Source organism: Actinomadura formosensis (assembly GCF_050948385.1).
GTDB classification, from domain to species: domain Bacteria; phylum Actinomycetota; class Actinomycetes; order Streptosporangiales; family Streptosporangiaceae; genus Spirillospora; species Spirillospora formosensis.
In genome coordinates, this window is record NZ_CP192011.1 from 5,238,629 (window position 1) to 5,257,286 (window position 18,658).

General features: G+C 72.0%; 18 protein-coding genes. 2 read left to right on the forward strand and 16 right to left on the reverse strand.

Annotated features, from left to right (window positions below; translation table 11 throughout):
* Positions 1 to 8: 8 nt before the first annotated feature.
* The 16 genes from ACQP1N_RS24690 to ACQP1N_RS24765 form a co-directional block, all read right to left on the reverse strand.
* Complete coding sequence (locus tag ACQP1N_RS24690) at positions 9 to 1,403, reverse strand: S28 family serine protease (protein ID WP_242608674.1); 1,395 nt, start codon at positions 1,401 to 1,403, stop codon at positions 9 to 11.
* A 180-nt stretch (positions 1,404 to 1,583) separates the two neighbouring features.
* Positions 1,584 to 2,006: an acyl-CoA thioesterase gene (locus tag ACQP1N_RS24695; RefSeq protein ID WP_407642199.1), complete on the reverse strand. Its 423-nt coding sequence runs from the start codon at positions 2,004 to 2,006 to the stop codon at positions 1,584 to 1,586.
* Positions 2,007 to 2,054: 48 nt separating this feature from the next.
* Entirely contained in the window at positions 2,055 to 2,300 is a 246-nt protein-coding gene (locus ACQP1N_RS24700) for a hypothetical protein (RefSeq protein ID WP_131732453.1), read from the reverse strand.
* A 160-nt stretch (positions 2,301 to 2,460) separates the two neighbouring features.
* On the reverse strand, positions 2,461 to 4,125 hold the full coding sequence (ettA, locus tag ACQP1N_RS24705; RefSeq protein ID WP_067801217.1) for an energy-dependent translational throttle protein EttA: 1,665 nt from the start codon (positions 4,123 to 4,125) through the stop codon (positions 2,461 to 2,463).
* A gap of 62 nt (positions 4,126 to 4,187) precedes the next feature.
* Positions 4,188 to 5,477 carry a GGDEF domain-containing protein gene (locus ACQP1N_RS24710; RefSeq protein ID WP_433226905.1) on the reverse strand — a complete coding sequence of 430 codons (1,290 nt, stop codon included), beginning with the start codon at positions 5,475 to 5,477 and terminating at the stop codon, positions 4,188 to 4,190.
* A gap of 347 nt (positions 5,478 to 5,824) precedes the next feature.
* Positions 5,825 to 6,289, reverse strand: coding sequence for a single-stranded DNA-binding protein (locus ACQP1N_RS24715; RefSeq protein ID WP_084263140.1), 465 nt, complete (start codon positions 6,287 to 6,289; stop codon positions 5,825 to 5,827).
* Between the two features lie 83 nt (positions 6,290 to 6,372).
* Positions 6,373 to 8,085: an ABC transporter gene (locus tag ACQP1N_RS24720; RefSeq protein WP_433226907.1), complete on the reverse strand. Its 1,713-nt coding sequence runs from the start codon at positions 8,083 to 8,085 to the stop codon at positions 6,373 to 6,375.
* Positions 8,082 to 10,010 (reverse strand): AAA family ATPase, encoded by a 1,929-nt coding sequence (locus tag ACQP1N_RS24725; protein WP_433226909.1) that lies wholly within the window; start codon positions 10,008 to 10,010, stop codon positions 8,082 to 8,084. The genes ACQP1N_RS24720 and ACQP1N_RS24725 overlap by 4 nt, the downstream gene beginning before the upstream one ends.
* Positions 10,007 to 11,245, reverse strand: coding sequence for a uroporphyrinogen-III C-methyltransferase (gene cobA, locus ACQP1N_RS24730; RefSeq protein WP_067804716.1), 1,239 nt, complete (start codon positions 11,243 to 11,245; stop codon positions 10,007 to 10,009). Before cobA ends, ACQP1N_RS24725 begins: the two co-directional genes overlap by 4 nt.
* A gap of 182 nt (positions 11,246 to 11,427) precedes the next feature.
* Positions 11,428 to 12,582, reverse strand: coding sequence for a nicotinate-nucleotide--dimethylbenzimidazole phosphoribosyltransferase (cobT, locus tag ACQP1N_RS24735; RefSeq protein WP_433226911.1), 1,155 nt, complete (start codon positions 12,580 to 12,582; stop codon positions 11,428 to 11,430).
* 10 nt (positions 12,583 to 12,592) lie between these two features.
* A complete protein-coding gene (gene cobC / locus ACQP1N_RS24740; RefSeq protein ID WP_433226913.1) occupies positions 12,593 to 13,606 on the reverse strand; it encodes an Rv2231c family pyridoxal phosphate-dependent protein CobC in 1,014 nt (337 codons plus the stop codon).
* The gene (locus tag ACQP1N_RS24745; protein WP_067804712.1) at positions 13,603 to 14,199 is read right to left on the reverse strand and encodes a precorrin-8X methylmutase; all 597 of its coding nucleotides are present in this window, start codon (positions 14,197 to 14,199) and stop codon (positions 13,603 to 13,605) included. Before ACQP1N_RS24745 ends, cobC begins: the two co-directional genes overlap by 4 nt.
* 51 nt (positions 14,200 to 14,250) lie before the next feature.
* Positions 14,251 to 15,507 carry a bifunctional cobalt-precorrin-7 (C(5))-methyltransferase/cobalt-precorrin-6B (C(15))-methyltransferase gene (locus ACQP1N_RS24750; RefSeq protein WP_433226915.1) on the reverse strand — a complete coding sequence of 419 codons (1,257 nt, stop codon included), beginning with the start codon at positions 15,505 to 15,507 and terminating at the stop codon, positions 14,251 to 14,253.
* Positions 15,508 to 15,526: 19 nt separating this feature from the next.
* A complete protein-coding gene (locus ACQP1N_RS24755) occupies positions 15,527 to 16,018 on the reverse strand; it encodes a hypothetical protein (RefSeq protein ID WP_067804707.1) in 492 nt (163 codons plus the stop codon).
* Positions 16,015 to 16,650 (reverse strand): GNAT family N-acetyltransferase, encoded by a 636-nt coding sequence (locus ACQP1N_RS24760; protein WP_067804704.1) that lies wholly within the window; start codon positions 16,648 to 16,650, stop codon positions 16,015 to 16,017. Before ACQP1N_RS24760 ends, ACQP1N_RS24755 begins: the two co-directional genes overlap by 4 nt.
* A 95-nt stretch (positions 16,651 to 16,745) precedes the next feature.
* Positions 16,746 to 17,318 carry an ATP-binding protein gene (locus ACQP1N_RS24765; protein WP_067804702.1) on the reverse strand — a complete coding sequence of 191 codons (573 nt, stop codon included), beginning with the start codon at positions 17,316 to 17,318 and terminating at the stop codon, positions 16,746 to 16,748.
* A gap of 191 nt (positions 17,319 to 17,509) precedes the next feature.
* Here ACQP1N_RS24765 and ACQP1N_RS24770 point away from each other — a divergent pair, with 191 nt between their 5' ends.
* Together ACQP1N_RS24770 and ACQP1N_RS24775 are read left to right on the forward strand one after the other, a co-directional pair.
* Entirely contained in the window at positions 17,510 to 18,355 is an 846-nt protein-coding gene (locus tag ACQP1N_RS24770) for a helix-turn-helix domain-containing protein (RefSeq protein WP_067804695.1), read from the forward strand.
* Positions 18,352 to 18,552 (forward strand): DUF397 domain-containing protein, encoded by a 201-nt coding sequence (locus ACQP1N_RS24775; RefSeq protein ID WP_067804692.1) that lies wholly within the window; start codon positions 18,352 to 18,354, stop codon positions 18,550 to 18,552. The genes ACQP1N_RS24770 and ACQP1N_RS24775 overlap by 4 nt, the downstream gene beginning before the upstream one ends.
* Positions 18,553 to 18,658: the final 106 nt, after the last annotated feature.

Consider the following 18,658-nt stretch of genomic DNA (forward strand, 5'->3'; position numbering starts at 1 on the left):
GTCTCCGGCTACAGCGGCGGACGCTGGAGCTGGAGCGGGTCGTCGGCGCGCGGAGCCTGCTTGAGGGCCTGCACGCCGGCCTCGACGTCCGCCCAGCGCCGGACGTCCGCCATCGCCTTGGCCTGCTCGTCCGCGGGCAGCCTGGCGATGAGGCGGGCGCTGTGGTTCATGCCGGGCGCCACGTAGACGGCCGAGTCACGGGCGCCCTTGCCGAGGCGGAACGGCTCGGCGCCCCACGGGTCGTTCGCACCGTAGAGGAACAGCATGTGGTTCGAGTTCTGGCGGACCCAGCCGTCGATGTCGCGCATGGCACGGCCGCGGTCGAACCGCATCGGGATGTCACGCGGGACGTAGGTGCGCGGCTGGTAGCTGCTCTCGTAGCGCAGCAGCGGCCGCAGGTGCTTGAACTTGGGCGACGGCCAGCCGAGCTGGGTGCCCGCCTGGTAGTAGTACGGGATGTACGGCTCAAGCCCCTGGTCGCTGTAGAAGGACAGCCCGGAGACGGTGTCGAGCGACTCGTAGAGCGCGTCGTCGGAGGCGTCCACCGGCGGCAGGGACGCGCAGTCGGACTGCAGGCTGTACTGCCAGAAGCCCCACTCGTAGTCCATCACCGAGTTCTCGAACGCGCGGTCCTGCGTACGGAGGATGGTGAACGTGAGGCCCTGCCTGTCCGCGGCGGCCTTGAAGCGCTTGAGCATCTCGGGGCGGCGTTCGAGGAACTTGCGCGCGAGCGCCTTGAGGTGCGCGCGGCATCCGGGGTCGCTGCCGACCGTCTTGAAGAACTTGTCGTAGGCGATGTCGTCGTTGTTGTCGACGTCGTTGGGCGCGACGTACACGACGCTGCCGTCCACGTCGTGCGGGTAGAAGCGCTTGTGGTAGACGGCCGTCATGCCGCCCTTGCTCGCGCCCGTCGAGATCCACTTGCCCTGGTAGATGGTCTTGAGTGCGCCGATGAGGCGGTGCTCGTCGGTGGCGGCCTGCCAGATCGTGTCCTTCTTCCAGTCCGCCGGCTCGGGACGGGACGGGGTGAAGTACCGGTACTCGACCGAGATCTGGTTGCCGTCGACCAGTGCCGTCGGCTCGGAGGTGAACATCACTTCCGGCGTGTGGTAGCCGCTGGTGTAGAGCACCATGGGCTTGTCCGCCGACTTGTGCTGCAGCATGACGCGCTGCTCGAACCACTGCCCCCCGGGGTTGCGGTGGTCGACGGGCTGCCGGTATTCGAGCCAGAACCAGCGGGTGCCGGGAATCTTCGAGGTCTTCTCCGTCACCTGCATTCCGGGAATCGCCTTGAGCTGGGCGAGAATGTCGCCCGCCTCGGCCGCACCCGCCCGCGCGGTGACCGCCGCCTGCGCCGCGGTGGCGCCGGCTCCGGTCATTCCCGCGGCGAGCAGCAGTGCCATCGCTCCTCGTGAGACGCGCCGCATTGTGCCCCTTTCACGTGGGTTCTCCACATTCGCGTCGCGACACTAGAGGAAAAGGGGGCGGAAAGCGGATTGCTGTCGCGCTTGTTACCTATCCGTGACGGCTCGGCTGTCGCCGGGCTGATCAGGACGGGGCACCGTTTACCCCGGCGAGCGCCGTCATGCGGTGGGCGCCACGTAACGCCCGATGAACTCCCGCTCCTCCGGGGTGAAGCGCCGCAGCCGGTTCGACTCGACGTCGAACGCGACGAGCGTCGAGGTCGCCTCCGCGTACACGTTCTCGTCGTCCCGCACCTCGTAGGCCAGCTTGAACGAGGCCGCGCGGGCCTCGGTCACCCACGTCTCCACGCGGATCGGGTAGACGGTCGGCAGCAGCGGCAGCCGGTAGTCGATCTCGTGCCGCGCGATCACCATGCCGCGGACGGGCTTCTCGCCCTTGCGCACCGGGTCGCCGTGGAACATCTCCAGCCGCGCGTCCTCCAGGTAGCCGAGGAACTTGACGTTGTTCACATGGCCCTGGGAGTCGATGTCACCGAACCGGATGTTGAACTCGTAGACGTGCCGGTACTCGGCCGGAGGCATCCGCTGCATGTCCTCGCCCGGGGTTTGGGAACAGGGGTCGGCCCGATGTTACCCGTCGCGGAAGGCGCCCGGTGGGAGGCCGGCGGCGGCGGTCCTGAGCAGGGCGACGAACTCCGCCAGGCAGGTGATGCACTGGGCGGCGTGGCGGCTCGACTCCTGGATCTGCGTGTCACTGAGGACCCCGTCCGCGGGGACGGTCTCCCGGACGTGCGTGCACCGATCCTTCCCCGTCCGCCCGAGGGCGGGGGGACGCGGCGGCGACTCCCGCCGGCCTGCACTGATACGGCAAGTCAAGATCGAAACAGAATGGAAACTCTCGAAACAGACAACCATTCAAAATCGCCACGAACCAAATTCGGCTCGCTCGCGTCAGGGGTGCGCGAAATACGCGCGTGCTCAGCGCGACGGCCGCGTGATCGGCGGGATCACGCGGCCGTCGGGGAAGCGGGGGCGGTCAGTCGCGGGTGAGCTTGCGGTGGGTCACCCGGTGCGGACGGGCGGCCTCGGCGCCGAGACGCTCGATCTTGTTCTTCTCGTAGTCGGCGAAGTTGCCCTCGAACCAGAACCAGTTCGAGCCCTCCTCCCACGCGAGGATGTGAGTGGCGATGCGGTCCAGGAACCACCGGTCGTGCGAGGTGATCACGGCGCAGCCGGGGAATTCGAGGAGCGCGTTCTCCAGGCTGGACAGGGTGTCGGTGTCCAGGTCGTTGGTCGGCTCGTCCAGCAGGAGGACGTTGCCGCCCTGCTTGAGGGTCAGCGCCAGGTTGAGGCGGTTGCGCTCACCGCCCGACAGGACGCCCGCAGGCTTCTGCTGGTCGGGGCCCTTGAAACCGAACGCCGCGACGTAGGCGCGGGACGGCATCTCGACCTGGCCGACATTGATGTGGTCGAGACCGTCCGAGACGACCTCCCACACCGTCTTCTTGGGGTCGATGCCACCGCGGCTCTGGTCGACATAGGAGACCTTGACGGTCTCGCCGAGGCGCAGTTCGCCCGCGTCCGGCTGCTCCTCCCCGACGATCATGCGGAAGAGCGTGGTCTTGCCGACGCCGTTCGGGCCGATGATGCCGACGATGCCGTTCGGGGGCAGGTTGAACGACAGGTCGTCCATCAGGAGGCGGTCGTCGAACCCCTTCGTGAGCTTGTCGGCGACGATCACCGTGTTGCCGAGGCGCGGGCCCGGCGGGATCTGGATCTCCTCGAAGTCGAGCTTGCGGTGCTTGGCGGCCTCGGCGGCCATCTCCTCATACCGCTCCAGACGGGCCTTGCTCTTGGTCTGCCGCGCCTTGGGGTTGGACCGCACCCACTCCAGTTCGTCCTGGAGTCGCTTCTTGCGCTTGGCGTCCTTGTTGCCCTCGACCTTGAGCCGGTCGGCCTTCTTCTCCAGGTAGGTGGAGTAGTTGCCCTCGTAGGGGTAGCAGCGGCCCCGGTCGAGCTCCAGGATCCAGGTGGCGACGTTGTCGAGGAAGTACCGGTCGTGGGTGACGGCCAGGACGGTGCCCTCGTACTTGGCCAGGAACTGCTCCAGCCACTGCACGCTCTCCGCGTCCAGGTGGTTGGTGGGCTCGTCCAGCAGCAGCAGGTCGGGGGCTTCGAGCAGGAGCTTGCACAGCGCGACGCGGCGGCGCTCACCACCCGACAGCTTCGTCACCTCGGCGTCCGGCGGCGGGCAGCGCAGCGCGTCCATCGCCTGTTCGAGCTGGCTGTCGAGGTCCCACCCGTTGCGGTGGTCGAGCTGCTCCTGGAGCTTGCCCATCTCCTCCATCAGCTCGTCGGAGTAGTCCGTCGCCATCTTCTCGGCGATCTCGTTGAACCGGTCGAGCATCGCCTTGGTCTCGGCGACACCCTCCTGCACGTTCCCGAGGACGTCCTTCTCCTCGTTCAGCGGGGGCTCCTGCTGGAGCATGCCGACGGTGAAGCCCGGCATGAGGCGCGCGTCGCCGTTGGAGGGCTGTTCCAGACCGGCCATCATCCGCAGCAGCGTCGACTTACCGGTGCCGTTCGGCCCCAGGACGCCGATCTTCGCGCCCGGAAGGAAATGCAGGGTGACGTCGTCCAGGACGACCTTGTCGCCATGTGCCTTGCGCACACGCTGCATCGTGTAGATGTACTCGGCCATGCCTTAAGACTAGGGGGTCCGCGAGGCTGTTTTTCGCGTCGCCCCAGCCCGGCCCGCCGGTTTCAGGCGCCGGACGCCGCGGGACCGTCCAGAGCGGGGAGGCACACCCGGTCACGGCCGGACGACTTGGCGCGGTACAGAGCCAGGTCGGCGGCGGCCAAGAGCTCGAGAAGGTCCTGGCCGTGGGTGCGGAACAGGGCGACCCCAACGGAGACCGTGACCGTGACCGTGCCCTCCTCCGTGGGGACGGCCAGCCTGCGGACACGGCCGCGCAGGCGTTCGGCCACCCGGCACGCCTCCACCGTGTCGGCACCCGGCAGCAGGACGACGAACTCCTCCCCGCCGAACCTCCCCACCACGTCGTAGTCGCGGAGCTGGTGGCAGAGGGTGCTGGCCACCCCGACCAGGACCTGGTCGCCGATCAGGTGGCCGTGGGTGTCGTTCACGCGCTTGAAGTGGTCGATGTCGATCAGCAGCAGGGCCACGGCGCCGTGGCCGCGCTGGGCCCTCGACAACTCGGTGTCGGCCTCCCGCTGCCAGGCCGCGGCGTTCAGGAGGCCCGTCTTGGCGTCCGTCCGGGCGGCGGCCTGGAGCTGCTGGTACATCAGGCTGCGCTGCAGGAGCACCACGGGGGGCAGCGCGAGGAGCAGGAGACCGAGGGACAGCGCACTGGTGATCGCCACGAGGACGCCCACGCAGAGTTCCACCACGTCCAGCAGCAGGCTTTCCCGGGTCCACAGGACGTCCCGCCACCGGCTCTCGGGGTTCGCCGCGTGGGCCGCCACGGCGACCAGCGCCGCGTTCACCACGGTGAACAGGGCCGCGCAGCCCAAGGCGGCGGGGATGCCCGGATAGGCCTCGACGACCCAACGCGGCGCCCCCTCCAGCGGATCGGGCACCACCAGATGGAACACCACGGACGCGCACGCGCCGGCGATGCCCAGTGCCGCGGCGACCAGCGCCCGCCGGTAGGCCAGCGTGCGGCGCACCCGGAACTGCAGCAGCGCCTGAAGCGGCACCGGGATCAGCAGGGCGTACACCGGCGGCAGCAGCAGCGCCACCGGCAGCCACCAGGCCGACAGCAGGTCGCGGGCGACACCGGCGGGCATGCCCAGCCGCCGGGTCGCCTCGATGCACACCGCCCCGCACGCCAGCAGGGCCGCGAACGTCATCAGGTCATCGCCCCGGAACGAGGTCGTCAGCAGCCCCGCCACGGTGAGCCCCAGATGAACGGCCACGACCACCGGCACATAGACCACGAGCAGGGACGGACGCCCCCATCGCGCCCGGCGACCCGGCCTGCCGGCCAGCTCCCCACCACGGTCCTCGGCGGACGACTGCACAGCCGTCATCCTTCCCCCTTACGCGCCTCACGATGTGTAACACGATAGTTGCAACGCGTGCGGAACGGACGTGAAACGGGTACCTTCGGGACGGCACATGCCGGCGACCGACCGGTCACCGGCATCGGGACCGCGAAATCGCGGTGCTCAGCACGTCCGCGGGGGAATCCGAGGGGGAATCGCCATGCGCGCCGTCTCCTGGATCTGACCGGAGCGTACGCCCCTGACCGCCCCGCCCCTGGCGGCGGGGGCGCCGACCGCCACCGGCCCGCCGGCCGCAACCCGCCGAACCGGCCTCGCCGGGACGCCGCGGGCAGGCGGCACTCCGCCGGTATCGCGGCATCGGCGGTGCCGGGTCAGGCGGCCTTGGGCTCCTCCTCTTCCGCCGGAGCCGTCAGGGCCCACTGGTCGGCGGTTTCACGGGCCAGCCTGCGGTCTTCGTCGGTGAGGGGGCCGCTGCGCTGGGCGGGGCGGAAGTCGACGGTGCCGCGGTTCAGGTCGGGCCCCACCGTCGTGGCCTCGACCTCGGCGGAGAAGCGCCACTGGTCGTCGCGCTCGTACTGGCGGACGCGCAGGCGGCCCGTGACCAGGACGGGGGTGCCCCGCTGGAGTTCGGAGGCGTTGACGTTGTCCGCGAGGTGCCGCCAGCAGTTGACGGTCACGAACAGTGACTCGTCGTCCTGCCACTGGTTGGTCTGCCGGTCGAAACGGCGGGGCGTGCAGCCGACCCTCAACGACAGGAAGGGCGTTCCGTTGGCAGTTACGGCGTAGCGGGGCTCCGCGGCGACCCAGCCGGTGATGGTGACATGTGCCTCGTTCACTGCGACCTCCATCGTCTCGCTTACGCGTCAACGGTGGCGCGGCGCGGGCGGGCGGCGAAGGTCTTCGTGGAACTGTGGATAACTCAGCGGCCCAGAGCCACGTCCACGTCCTGGCGGAAGCGGGCGTAGACCTCCAGGTCGTCCTCGATGGGCTCGATGACCTTCTCGAACGCGACGCGTTCGATGCCCTGGCGCATGTGATGTTCCATCTTGTCGCCGTGTTTGGCGGACGACAGCGCGACCAGGTTGCGGCAGGCGGATGCCGTGAGCCACCCCATCCCGAGCGTGCACACCACGAGGACGGCCACGTACGGGATCAGGCCGGCCTGCCCGATGAGGCCGCTCCGGTCCTCGCCGTCGGCGCCCAGCAGGCCGTAGGCGACGAGGAAGCCGATCCACACGACGCTGAGGACGGCCACCAGGACGAGGAAGTACTGCCAGGTCTTGACCAGCCACCACCAGCGCGGCACCGCGTTGAACGCGGGCAGCGCCCCCTTCAGCGACTCGCCGAGCGCTTCGGGGATCTCGGTCGCGTGGGAGCGGGCCGCCGCGCGCACGGACCGCCCCCAGTGGGCCGGCAGTTCGGTGGCCACTCCCCCGGTGACGGCCTGCAGCGCGTTGTCGACGTCGCCCTGCTGGGCGCCGACCGGGCCGGTGAAGGCGCCCCGGAGTTCCTCGCGCAGTTCGGTGAGGCGCATCCGGCGCAGGGGGTCCGACCGCAGCCGGGCGATCATGGCGGCGACGGGCCAGCCGACGAAGTCGGCGGCGCGCAGCTCGTAGGCGCTCTCCATGGCCTCGGCGACGGCGGGCGCGCCGGCGGCGTCCGTCAGGGCCTGGATCAGCTCGGCGCGGCGGTTCTCCTCGACGGTGGTGGGCGGCTCGGCGTCGAAGCGGTAGGCGGTGAAACGCTCGGCGACCCGGTCGACGTCGGCGGAGAGGCGCTGGGCACGGGCGCGGCGGGCGGCGACGGTGTCGATGAGGACCTCGCGGAAGCCGTGGACGCCGTCCTCGGCCACCGCGGACGCCGTCACGATCCGCGGGTCGGCGAGGCCCTCGGCCTCCAGGAGGCGGCGCAGGTCGGCGACGCAGTCCTCGATCTCGTGCGGGGCGAGCCGGTCGACCTGGTTGAGGACGATCAGGGTGACGCCGGTGTGCCGGGCGAACGGGACGATGTAGTTGCGGTGCAGGGCCGCGTCGGCGTACTTCTGCGGGTCGACGACCCAGACGAGCAGGTCGGCGATGGCGACGAACCGGTCGACCTCGGCACGGTGCACGGCCTGGATGGAGTCGTGGTCGGGCAGGTCGATCAGGACGAGGCCCTGCAGGCCGGCGTCGCCCCGCTCCAGGTCGAGGGCGCTGGCACGGGCGTAGCGGTGCTGCTTGTCGACGTCGAGCCAGTCGAGCAGCGGCCCGGCACCGTCCAGCCCCCAGACGCAGGAGTGCGCCTTGGACGTCATCGGGCGGCGCAGCCCGGTGGGTGACAGCTCCAGCCCGCAGATGGCGTTGAACAGGGACGACTTGCCGCTGCCGGTGCCGCCGGCGAGGGTGACGACGGTGTGCTCGCCGGACAGCCGCAGCCGCTGCCCGGCCCGGTCGAGCAGCGCGCCGGCCTCCTCCAGGACGGGCTGGTCGAGCCGCCCGACGCCGGCCCGGACGAGCCGTTCGAGGCCGCCCAGCCGGTCGACCAGCCCGGGCGGGCCGGCGGACGCCGCGGCGGGCGCGGACCCGTTCGCGCCGAGGGACGGAACGCCGCCGGTTCCCGCCGGCGAGTTCGCGGGGAGGGCCGAGGTGGTCATCGGGCAACCTCAAGGTTGTAGGTGGCCTGGTACAGCTGTACGGGGACGGTCTCGTCGGGGATGCCCGCGGAGTCGAGCACCTGCCCGAACCGGATGGCCTCCTCATCGAACAGCATCCCGATGCGGCTGCGCAGGTCGGCGCGGGCCTTGGCGCCCATGCCGCGCAGCGACTCGGCGCCGAACAGCGCCTTGAGCAGCCGCTGCGGGACGGCGCTGTTGCCGCCCTCGACCGCGACGTCGGACGTGCCGTAGCCGAGCAGGCCGATCATCAGGACGAGCGAGACCGCCTCGGTGTCGAAGGAGACCAGCTTCGCGACCGAGCGCTTGGTGACGCCCTCGGTGCGGATCAGCTCCTGGACGTGGTCCTGCCAGGAGCTGACGGCCCGGGTGACGCGGCGCGACAGCTCCGGGGAGACGTGCGCGAGGTCGCCCTCCATCCCGGCGAGGACCTGGGCCCCGGCCGGGTGGGCGCGCCAGCGCTCCAGGACCTGTTCGGCACCGTGCTCCGCGGACGCCATGATCAGTGATTCGAGCCCGCTGCGCAGCGCCGCCTTGAGCGCGCGCACCCGGGCCGGGCTGCGGCGGGCGGCCCGCCGGCTCGCGGCGCGGCCGCGCCGGGGCCGCTGGGCGTGCAGCGAGCGCAGCAGGTCGCCGGTGCCGGCGAAGTCCTGCCAGCGGGCGAGGACCTCGCCGCGCAGCAGGGAGCCGTTGCGGGTGGCCTCGTCCAGTTCGGCGAGGGCGGTGCCGTATCCGGCCTCGACCTCGCGGGCCAGCTCGGCGCGCTGCTCGACCTGCGCCTCGACCTGCCGGGCGAGCTCGGGGACGCGGGTGCGGAGGCTGTCCAGGACGGCGGCGAGCGTGTCGCTGATGACGATCTCGCGGTCCTCGACGTCCTCGGCGACGCCGATCAGCCACTCGCGGATGTCCGCGACGGCCTCCTCGGGGAGCCGGCTGTTCTCGATACGGGTCTCGGGAATGGTGAAGCGCTGCGCGTCGCCGACCTCCTGCTCGTCCAGCATCTCCCCGAAGTGCTCGACGATCTCGGCCCCCGCGCCGTCCGGCACCCGGGACAGGACGACGCCGATCGTGGCGCCGTTCTCCTTGGCGCGCTGGAGCATCTGCCACACCTGCGCGTCGGCGTACCGGGCGGCGGTGGTGACGCACAGCCACAGGTCGGCGGCGGCCATCAGCTTGGTCGCGAACTCGTAGTGGTCTTCGAAGACGGAGTCGAAGTCGGGGCTGTCGAGGAGCGCGAGACCGGGCGGCAGGGCGTCGCTGCCGATGACGACCAGCTGGTCACCCGCGATGGCGTCGGGCGCGGGGCCCCGGACCCGTCCCATGCCGGGCAGCAGCGGCCCCTCCATGAACCACCGCGTGTGGTCGGGGTGGCAGACCAGGATCGGGCTGCTCGTGGTGGGCCGCAGCACGCCGGTGGCGCTCACCCGGGCGCCGACGAGCGTGTTGACCAGCGTGGACTTGCCGGCGCCGGTCGATCCGCCGAGGACCACCAGCATGGGGGCGCCGGCGGCCTGGATGCGCGGGAGAACGTAGTCCGCCAGCTGGCCGCGCAGCTCGTCGCGGGCCTCGCGGGCCTGCTGGACGCCGGGAACGTCCAGCAGCAGGTCGAAGGAGCCGAGCTGCTCGCGCAGCGCGGTCAGGGCCCGGATCAGCTCGGCCTTGCGGACGGTGCCGCCGCCGGCCGCGCCGCCGCCGCGGGGGGCGCGGCGCCGGCCGCCCTTGGCCCTGCCGGGCTCGGCGGCCTGCTCGGGAGCATCTTCCCGGGGCGTCTCAGGGGAGTCTTTCTCGGACACGGCGTCCTTCTCGGGCACGGCATCCCGGCCGGGCGCCGCGGAGTCCTCGACCCCGCGTTCCGGGCCGGCGGCCTCCTCATCGTGGACCGCGCTTCGCTCTGCCGGGGGTGTCACGGATCCCGTCCCATGTCCGCTCGAATCATGTCGATCTCTCGTGCCACATTGACGACGTCGCCCACGACCACGATCGCCGGGGGCCGGACCTCACCGGCGGCCATCTCACCCGCTACTGTGCCCAGCGTCGCCGTCAGCGTCCGCTGGCCGGGCAGGGTGCCGTCCTGGATCACGGCCACCGGCGTGTCGGACGACCGACCATAGCGCATGAGGGCCGATGCGATGAGTGCCATCCGTTCCACCGCCATGAGCAGGACGAGCGTGCCGTTCGCGCGGCCCAGCACCGCCCAGTCGACGGTCGAGTCGGGATGGTCCGGCGGGACGTGCGCGGAGACGACGTGGAACTCCTGTGACACGCCCCGGTGGGTGACCGGGATGCCGGCGGCGGACGGCACGGCGACCGCGCTGGTGATGCCGGGGACGACCGTGACCGGCACGCCGTGGCGGGCGCAGTACAGCGCCTCCTCGCCGCCGCGGCCGAACACGAACGGGTCGCCGCCCTTGAGCCGGACGACGAAGCGGCCCCGCCGGGCGTGCTCGACGAGGCAGGCGTTGATGTGGTCCTGGGCGACGGTCCGCCCGTAGGGGATCTTGGCGGCGTCGATCACCTCGACGTCGGCGGCCAGCTCGTCCAGCAGGCCGCCGGGAGCGAGCCGGTCGGTGACCACGACATCGGCCATGGCGAGCAGCTGCCGCCCGCGCACGGTGATCAGGCCGGGGTCGCCGGGGCCGCCGCCGACGAGCGCGACACCGGCGGGCTTGCGCCGGGAGTGCCGGGATTCGAGCGCGCCGTCGCGCAGCCCCTCCACGACGGCGTCCCGGATGCCGGCGGCCCGGCGGGGATCGCCGCCGAGCAGGACCCCGACGGTCGCATCGCCCGCGTGCCCGCTCGCCGGCGTCCAGGCCGGGGACGACTCGGCGTCGTCGGCCCGCACGGACCAGATCCGCGCGGCGTCGGCCTCCGCCACCACGTCCCCGTTCACCTTGGCGTCGTCGGTGACGGCCTGCACCAGCCAGGCGCCCGCGCAGTCGCCGGGCTCGAAGGGGCGCCGGTGCCAGGTGATCCGGCCGCGTTCGGCGAGGCCCTCCAGGGTGGCGGTGACGTGCGGCGAGACGACGACGACGTCGGCGCCCGCGTCCAGCAGCGCGGGCACGCGGCGCTGGGCGACCCGGCCCCCGCCGACGACGAGGACGCGTCGCCCGCCGAGTCGCAGGCCTAGCAGGTACGGGGGCACGTGGTGGTTCTCTCGATCGGGTGACTGGTGGGGGACGCGCGGGCTGTTCGCTTGCGGACGGCTTGCGGACGACGGTGACCGGCAAGTTTCTTTGTGGAACAAAGGTACTCGGGTTGCGGAGTCCATGGAGAGGGGCCGCGCCCAGTCGATAGCCGAGCGTGACTCAACCCGTGATCACGTCGTTACGGCCGCCCGGCGTCCTTCTCGCTGACGCCCGCCGAGTCGAACGTGGCGACCTCGTGCAGGACCCGTACCGCACCCTGGACCAGCGGCAACGCCAGCAGCGCGCCGGTCCCCTCGCCGAGCCGGAGCTCCAGGTCGACGAGTGGGCGCAGGCCGAGGGCCTCGATGGCGGCGGTGTGGCCCGGCTCGGCCGAGCGGTGCCCGGCGACGCACCCGCCGAGGGCGTCCGGGGCCAGCGCGGCGGCCACCAGGGCGCCGGCGCCGGCGATCACCCCGTCCAGCACGACCGGGACGCGCAGCGCCGCCGCGCCGAGGACGAATCCGGCGATCGCGGCGTGCTCCAGCCCGCCGACCGCCGCGAGGACCTCCATGGGCTCCTTGCCGTGCCCCGGGAGGAGGCCGTGCCGGGTCAGGGCCTCACGGACGACCTCGACCTTGTGGGCGTGGGTGGCGTCGTCGATGCCGGTCCCGCGGCCCGTGACACGTTCCGCCGGCAGGCCGGTGAAGGCGGCGATCAGCGCGGCGGACGCGGTGGTGTTGGCGATCCCCATGTCACCCGTGATCAGGCAGCGCGCGCCTCCGGCGCTGTTCGAGGGGGGACCCCCCACACCCCCGGCCTCAGCGGGGGCGCCTTTTGTGACCAGCTCACGGGCCACCCGGATACCGGCCTCGACGGCGCGGCGGGCCTCGTCCGCGGTCATCGCGGGGCCCCGCGTCATGTCGGCGGTGCCGGGCGCGATCTTGCGCCGGAGCAGGCCGGGGGCGGCGTCCAGGTCGGTGGCGATGCCGACGTCGACCACGGTGACCCCGGCGCCGACCTGGGCGGCGAACGCGTTGACCACGGCGCCGCCGGCCAGGAAGTTCGCCACCATCTGGGCGGTGACCTCCTGCGGCCATGGGGAGACGCCCCGGGCGTGGACACCGTGGTCGGCGGCGAACACGGCGACGGCGGCGGGCTCGGGCAGCGGCGGCGGGCACTGCCCGGCCAGCCCGGCGAGCCGCACCGGCACCTCTTCCAGGACGCCGAGCGACCCGGGCGGCTTGGTGAGCCGGGACTGGTGGTCGCGGGCGTCCCGCATGGCCGCCTCGTTCAGCGGGCCGATGGCGGCGATGGTCTCCTCGATCAGGTTCACAGGGTCCTCTCCGAAGTTCACATGCCGAGGGTCATATGCCGAGCTCACCGAGCACTTCCAGCAGCCGGTCGTTGGACTGGCGGTCGCGCACGGCGATCCGTAGCCAGTCGGAACCGAGTCCTGGGAACGTGTCGCCGCGCCTCACGGCGTAACCACGCTGCCTTAGCAGGGCCCTGATGCCGAGAGCGTCCGGCACGCACAGGCACAGGAAGGATGCTCGTGCCTCCGGGACGACATAGAGGCCGCGTGCGGTCAGTTCCGCGGCCAACCGGTCGCGTTCGGCGCCGAGTTCGACGGCCCACGCCTCCGCTTCGGCGACGGCCTCCGGCGTGGAGCACGCTTCGACGGCGACGAGCGCGGGGGTGGACACCGCCCAGAGCGGCTGCGCTTCTGTGAGCCGTCCCACCAGATGAGGATCGGCCAGGACGTACCCGGCGCGGAGCCCAGCGAGGCCCCATGTCTTGGTCAGGGACCGGATGACCACGACCCCCGTCGGCAGCCGGCCTGCGAGGGACTCCGGTTCACCTGGGACGCAGTCCATGAACGCCTCGTCGACGACGACCGTCCGGCCTGGCTTGGCGAGGGCGGTGATGGCGCCGGACGGGTGCAGGACCGAGGTCGGGTTGGTCGGGTTGCCGACCACGACGAGGTCGGCGTCGTCCGGGACCAGGCAGGGGTCCAGGGTGAAGTCCTTGCTGAGGATGACCCGCTCCACCTCGTGCCCGGCGGCCCTCAGCGCGGCCTCGGGCTCGGTGAACTGCGGGTGGACGACCACCGCCCGGCGCGGCGTGAGGACCCGCGCGAGCAGCACGAACGCCTCCGCGGCACCGGCGGTGAGCAGTACCTCCTCGGCGGATCTGCCGTGCCGGCGCGCGACCGCCCGGCGGGCGGGACGCGGGTCGGGGTAGGCGGCGAGGCCCGCGACGGACGCCCTGATCCGCTCGGCCAGCCATTGCGGCGGCGTGCCCGTCCGGACGTTGACGGCGAAGTCGGCGAGCCCCTCGCCGACCTCCGCGTCTCCGTGATGACGCAGACCGGGGTTCATGCGCGTCCCACCTCGTAGTACAGCAGCGCGTTGACGGCCGCCGCGGCGACCGCGGACCCGCCCTTCTCCGAGACGTTGCTGAGCTGCGGCAGCCCGCTGGCGCGCAGCGCCTCCTTGGCCTCGCAGGCGCCGACGAAGCCCACCGGCATGCCGATGACCAGCGCCGGGTCCACCCGGCGGGCGATGATCTCGAAGATCGCCTCGGGCGCGGAGCCGACCACCCAGACCGCGCCCGGCCCGACCTCGGCGTACGACAGCCGGACGGCCGCGGCGGACCGGGCGATGCCGGCGGCGCGCGCCATCCGGGCGGCGGCCGGGTCGGCGGTGTGGCAGATCGTCTCCCGGGCGGTGATCCCGGCGGCGACCATGCCCTCGTCGGTGACGATCGGCGCCCCGTCGCGCAGCGCGGCCCAGCCCCGGGTGAGGGACTCCTCCGTGGTCAGCAGGTCCACCGCGTACTCCAGGTCGGCGGTGGCGTGGATCACCCGTTCGGTGACGGCCCGCCACAGCGGCGGCATCGGGGACAGGTCGACGCGGGACCGCAGGATCTCATACGACCGGACCTCGATCGGGTGGGGCTGACGGACGGTCAACTGCGCTCCTCCAGTGCACCGGATGCTTGTCCCGGACGGGGTACCAGGGTGTCACGCCTTGCGGGGAGGTATGTCCGCCTCGCCGGGCAGGGCGGGGATGGTCTCGATGGGACGATGCGTCCGGGACGGCCGCGCCGCGGCGCTCCGAGCGTCCCGGCTTCCCCAGACGACGATCACCGGGTCTCCGGGCGGTTCCGGCGGGTTCAGGCGCGTGGCCTGGAGCCGGATGGCATCGGGGAGGTAGCCCCGCTCGTTCAGGACGTCCAGGACCGCCTGAACGTCGCCGGGCGCCACGACGGCGACCATGCGGGCGGGTTTCAGGGCGGCGCAGACCCGGACCTTCTCCGCTCCGCCCTGCCCCAGGAACACGGCGTCGGGTCTGGGCAGGTGCTCGGCGGTGGACCGGACGTCCCCGGCCGCCAGCGCGACCTTGACCCCGTACAGGCGGACGTTCTCCCGAACACGCTCACACGTCGCGTAGTCGCGGTCGACGGCGACCACGGCGGCGCCGAAGCGCGCGCACTCGATGCCCACCGAGCCGTCGCCGGACTCCACGTCCCACACCATGTCGCCGATTCCGGGGCCGAGCTTGGCCAGCACAAAGGCCCGGACGTCAGGACGCAGGCCGGGGCCGTCACCGAAGGCGTCCTCCGGCAGCGCCCAACCGGCGGGGGCGCGCGGGGGCCCCGAACTCCAGCCCGCCTCCCCCAGCGCGCGACGATTGTCCAGGACGAGCACCACATCGGGGTTGTTCCAAGGACGAGTGGTCGCCTCCGCCGGACGGACGTAAACGACCCGCTCCCCAGGCCCGCCCAAGTTCTCGCAGACCACGAACGAGCGCGGAGTGACGGGGAACAGCGCGCGCGCCAGTTCTGCCGGCCCGGCGCCGGGCCCGGTCAGCACGGCCACCTTCGGATGAGCACGGCACGCGTTCACGGCCTGCCTCAGATGCCCGTCCCTGGCAGAGACGACCAGGGCGTCCTCCCAGGGCAGTCCCGCTTGGGCGAAAGCCCGCGCCACCTGGGGCGTGGCCGGGAAGGCTTCCGGCGCGTGCCCCTGTTCGAGGAGTTCGCGGACGACACCGAAGTAGCCCGGATCACCGTCCACGACGAGCACGACATCCTGCTCGACGACATCGACCCCTTGCAGCGCTTCTATGACGTCCGTGGTGGCCACCCGGCGAACATTCGGCGGTAGGGGCAGGCCGTCCAGCAGGCCAGGTTCACCCACCACCAGGTCAGCGCTCTCCACAGCCGCCTGGGCCGCCTGAGAGAGCGGCGAACCATCGCGGCCGACGACCGTAAGCATCGTCCTGCCCGCCCATCATCTACCGGGCCATGCGCCCGTACATGCCGACCATGCGCTCGCCCGACGCGTCCACCAGAACGACCTGGGCGGCGACCGGGCTGTGCGGCACGCCGGCCGCCTCGGCGGTGAGGCGCTCCAGCGCTCCGGCCGTCCGGCGGCACAGTTCCCGTCCGCACGGCCCGAGCCTGCCCGCGCCCTCCCACAGCCTGTAGGCGTCCTGGACCGACGCGGCCCGCGCCACCGCACCGGCCAGCGCGACCCCGCAGTCCATGTCGAGCGTGATCGACTCCAGCAGGCCCGCCGCGCCGCCCAGCACCGCGACCAGGTCGTCCATGCCGGCGACCAGGACGACCTGCGTGAGCCCGTCCTTGGCCGCGTTCCCGGCCGCCGCACGCACGCGCTCCGCGCCGGCCGGGACGAAACACGCCTCCGGCAACTTCGGCAGCATCCGGCGGGCGGTCTCGCGCGCGCCCTCCCCGTACAGAACGAGCGTCCGGTCCGTGGCGGTCACTGGTGCCCTTCCCCCTCTTCGTCGGCGACGAGCCTCGCGGAGGCGCCGTCCGGGCGCGGACGCGGCACGCCGCGGCACGGCGGATCGGACGCGATCCGGCTGAAAACGATCATGTCGCGGCTGATGCCGTCCGCGTCGCGTTCGGCACCGCGGGCGACCCCCTCACGCAGGTAGCCCGCCTTCTCGGCGACGCGGATGGAGGCGTGGTTGGTGACCATCGCGCGGAGTTCGATGCGGAACAGCCCGCAGTTGTGCAGTGCCCAGTCGGAGACCAGTGAGAGCGCCTCAGTGGCGTAGCCGCGCCCGCGCGCGCTTGGCCGCATCCCGTAGCCGACCTCTGACGTCAGATGCGTCCAGTCCACTTTGAACAGCCCAATGGTGCCGACGAGGTCGCCTGTGTAGCGCTCTGTCACGGCCAAGTGGATGCCCATCCCGAACTGCTGAACCTTGTGGACGCCCTCCCGCAGGAACCATGCGATGGGCTCGGCCTCAAGGACGGCCGGGAAGTTGGGCGGCAGGAAGTCCTCCTTGGCACGGATGACCTCGATCAGCGCGGCGGCGTCGTCCAGGCCGAACGGGCGGAGGACGAGCCGGCCGCCCACCAGGCGCACGGTCCCCTCGAAGGCGTTCACGCGCGCTCCCCCTCACCTCGCCCGCGCCGCGCGGGCCGCCCGCACAGAATAGGCCGTCGAGGTGAGCCACCGGCGCCCGTCCCCGGGGGACGGCGCTATGCGGGCCCCGCCGCCGGGCGAGCGGCGCCGGGGACGGCGAACCAGACGGCCTTGCCGCGGACGGGCGGGCCGAGCCGGGACAGCGTGCGCCGCAGCCCCCAGCGTCCCCCGGACAGTTCCCGGACGATGCTCAGCCCGCGCCCGCAGTCGCCGGACGTCCACGAGTAGCCGGGCAGCGCGGCGTCGGCGAGCGCGTCGAAGACCGCGCAGCGGACCTCCCGGGTCTCCCCTTCGTCCAGGTAGAGCCACAGTTCGTGGGGGCCGTGCGCGCCCGCGTGCTGGTGCGCGTTCGTCGCCAGCTCGCTCACCATGAGCTGCGCGTCGGCGATCGCGTCCGGCGGCACGTCCAGCGAGGCGAGCGCGTCATGCAGGACGCGCCGGGCGTGGCCCGCGCAGCCGGGGCCGCCCGGCAGCGCCCACGCCCATCCGGGCCCGCGGCCGGCCGGAGCCTCCGCGCGGGTCCCCGCCGCCTCGGCCGCGGACGCCGCGTCCGCCATGGTCCTCACGTCGGTCTCGGTGGTCGCGTCGGCATGGGTGTCCGCCGTAAAGTCGGCCGGCGTACTTTTCACGGGTCCTCCCGCGGTCTACGTGCCCGGTGCGCGACCGCCCGCTGTCACTGTGCGTCCTCAGCCGGTCACTCGTTCCAGACTCTCGTGAGATTCTCACGATCGCAACCATCTCCGTGGAATTCCCCCGTCCTACCTGCCGTGTTTCCCAATCGCGTTGTGACGCGGGTCAAGAGTCGTAAGACTCCACTGCCATGACCTACCGCCCCACCGTCCGCGGTCGCCGCCTCGCGCGGGAGCTTCGCAAGCTGCGCGAGGAGCAGGGCCTGACCCTGCAGGAGGTGGCGGACCGGCTGGACTGGTCGCGAGCCACCGTCTCCCGCCTAGAGACCAGCCAGACCCGCCCGAAGCCCGGCGACATCGCCGACATCCTCGACCTCTACGGAGTCCCGAGCCCGGATCGCGACGCGCTCATCACCCTCGCCCGACAGGCCGGCCAGCGCGGCTGGTGGACGGCCTACCAGGACGTCTTCGCCGGCAGCTACGTCGCGTTGGAGGACGAGGCGTCCCATATCCGGACCTGGGACCCGCAACTCGTCCACGGGCTGCTGCAGACCGAGCCGTACTCCCGCGCCGTGATCACGGCGGGCCGGCTGCTGCCCGCCCAGGAGGACATCGAGCGCCGCATCGCCGCCCGCAAGATCAGGCAGTCGCTGCTGGACCGCGCCGACGCGCCGCGGCTGCACGTCATCTTCGACGAGGCGGTGCTGCACCGCCCGATCGGCGGCGAGAAGGTGATGCGCGGCCAGCTGGACGCCCTCGCAACCGCCGCGAAAACCCACCCAACCGTGATGATTAAGGTACTTCCGTATACGGCTGGGGAGCATGCGGGCCTAGACGGACGTTTCACCATCCTGTCGTATCCGGACCCCGCAGACCCCGATATCGCCTACGTAGAGGGCACCATGGGTGACGTTTACCTTGAGAGTGCCGAGGCAATAGCAAAACATAGGGACCGCTTCGATCGGATCGAGGCGGCAGCCCTGTCCGTCGAGGAATCCGCGCACCTCATAGCCGAGGTAGCAAGGAGTAGCCCGTGACCAACCTGCAGCGCGCCCTCACCGGCGCCGTCTGGCGCAAGTCGTCCCACAGCGGAAGCGGCGACCAGTGCGTCGAGGTGGCGCCACTGTCCCACCATCTTCGCGCGGTGCGCGATTCCAAGGACCCAGGCGGCCCGGCCCTGGTGCTGACGCCGTCCGCATGGCGGGGCCTGCTGGACGCGATCAAGGAAAGCTAGCAATCGGCCGGGGGCCGCGGCGAGCCACGCCGCGGCCCCTCACCGTGTCCCCTTCCAGAAAAATAGAACGTGTTCTAGTATCGCCGTGCGTCGACGACCGGAGGGT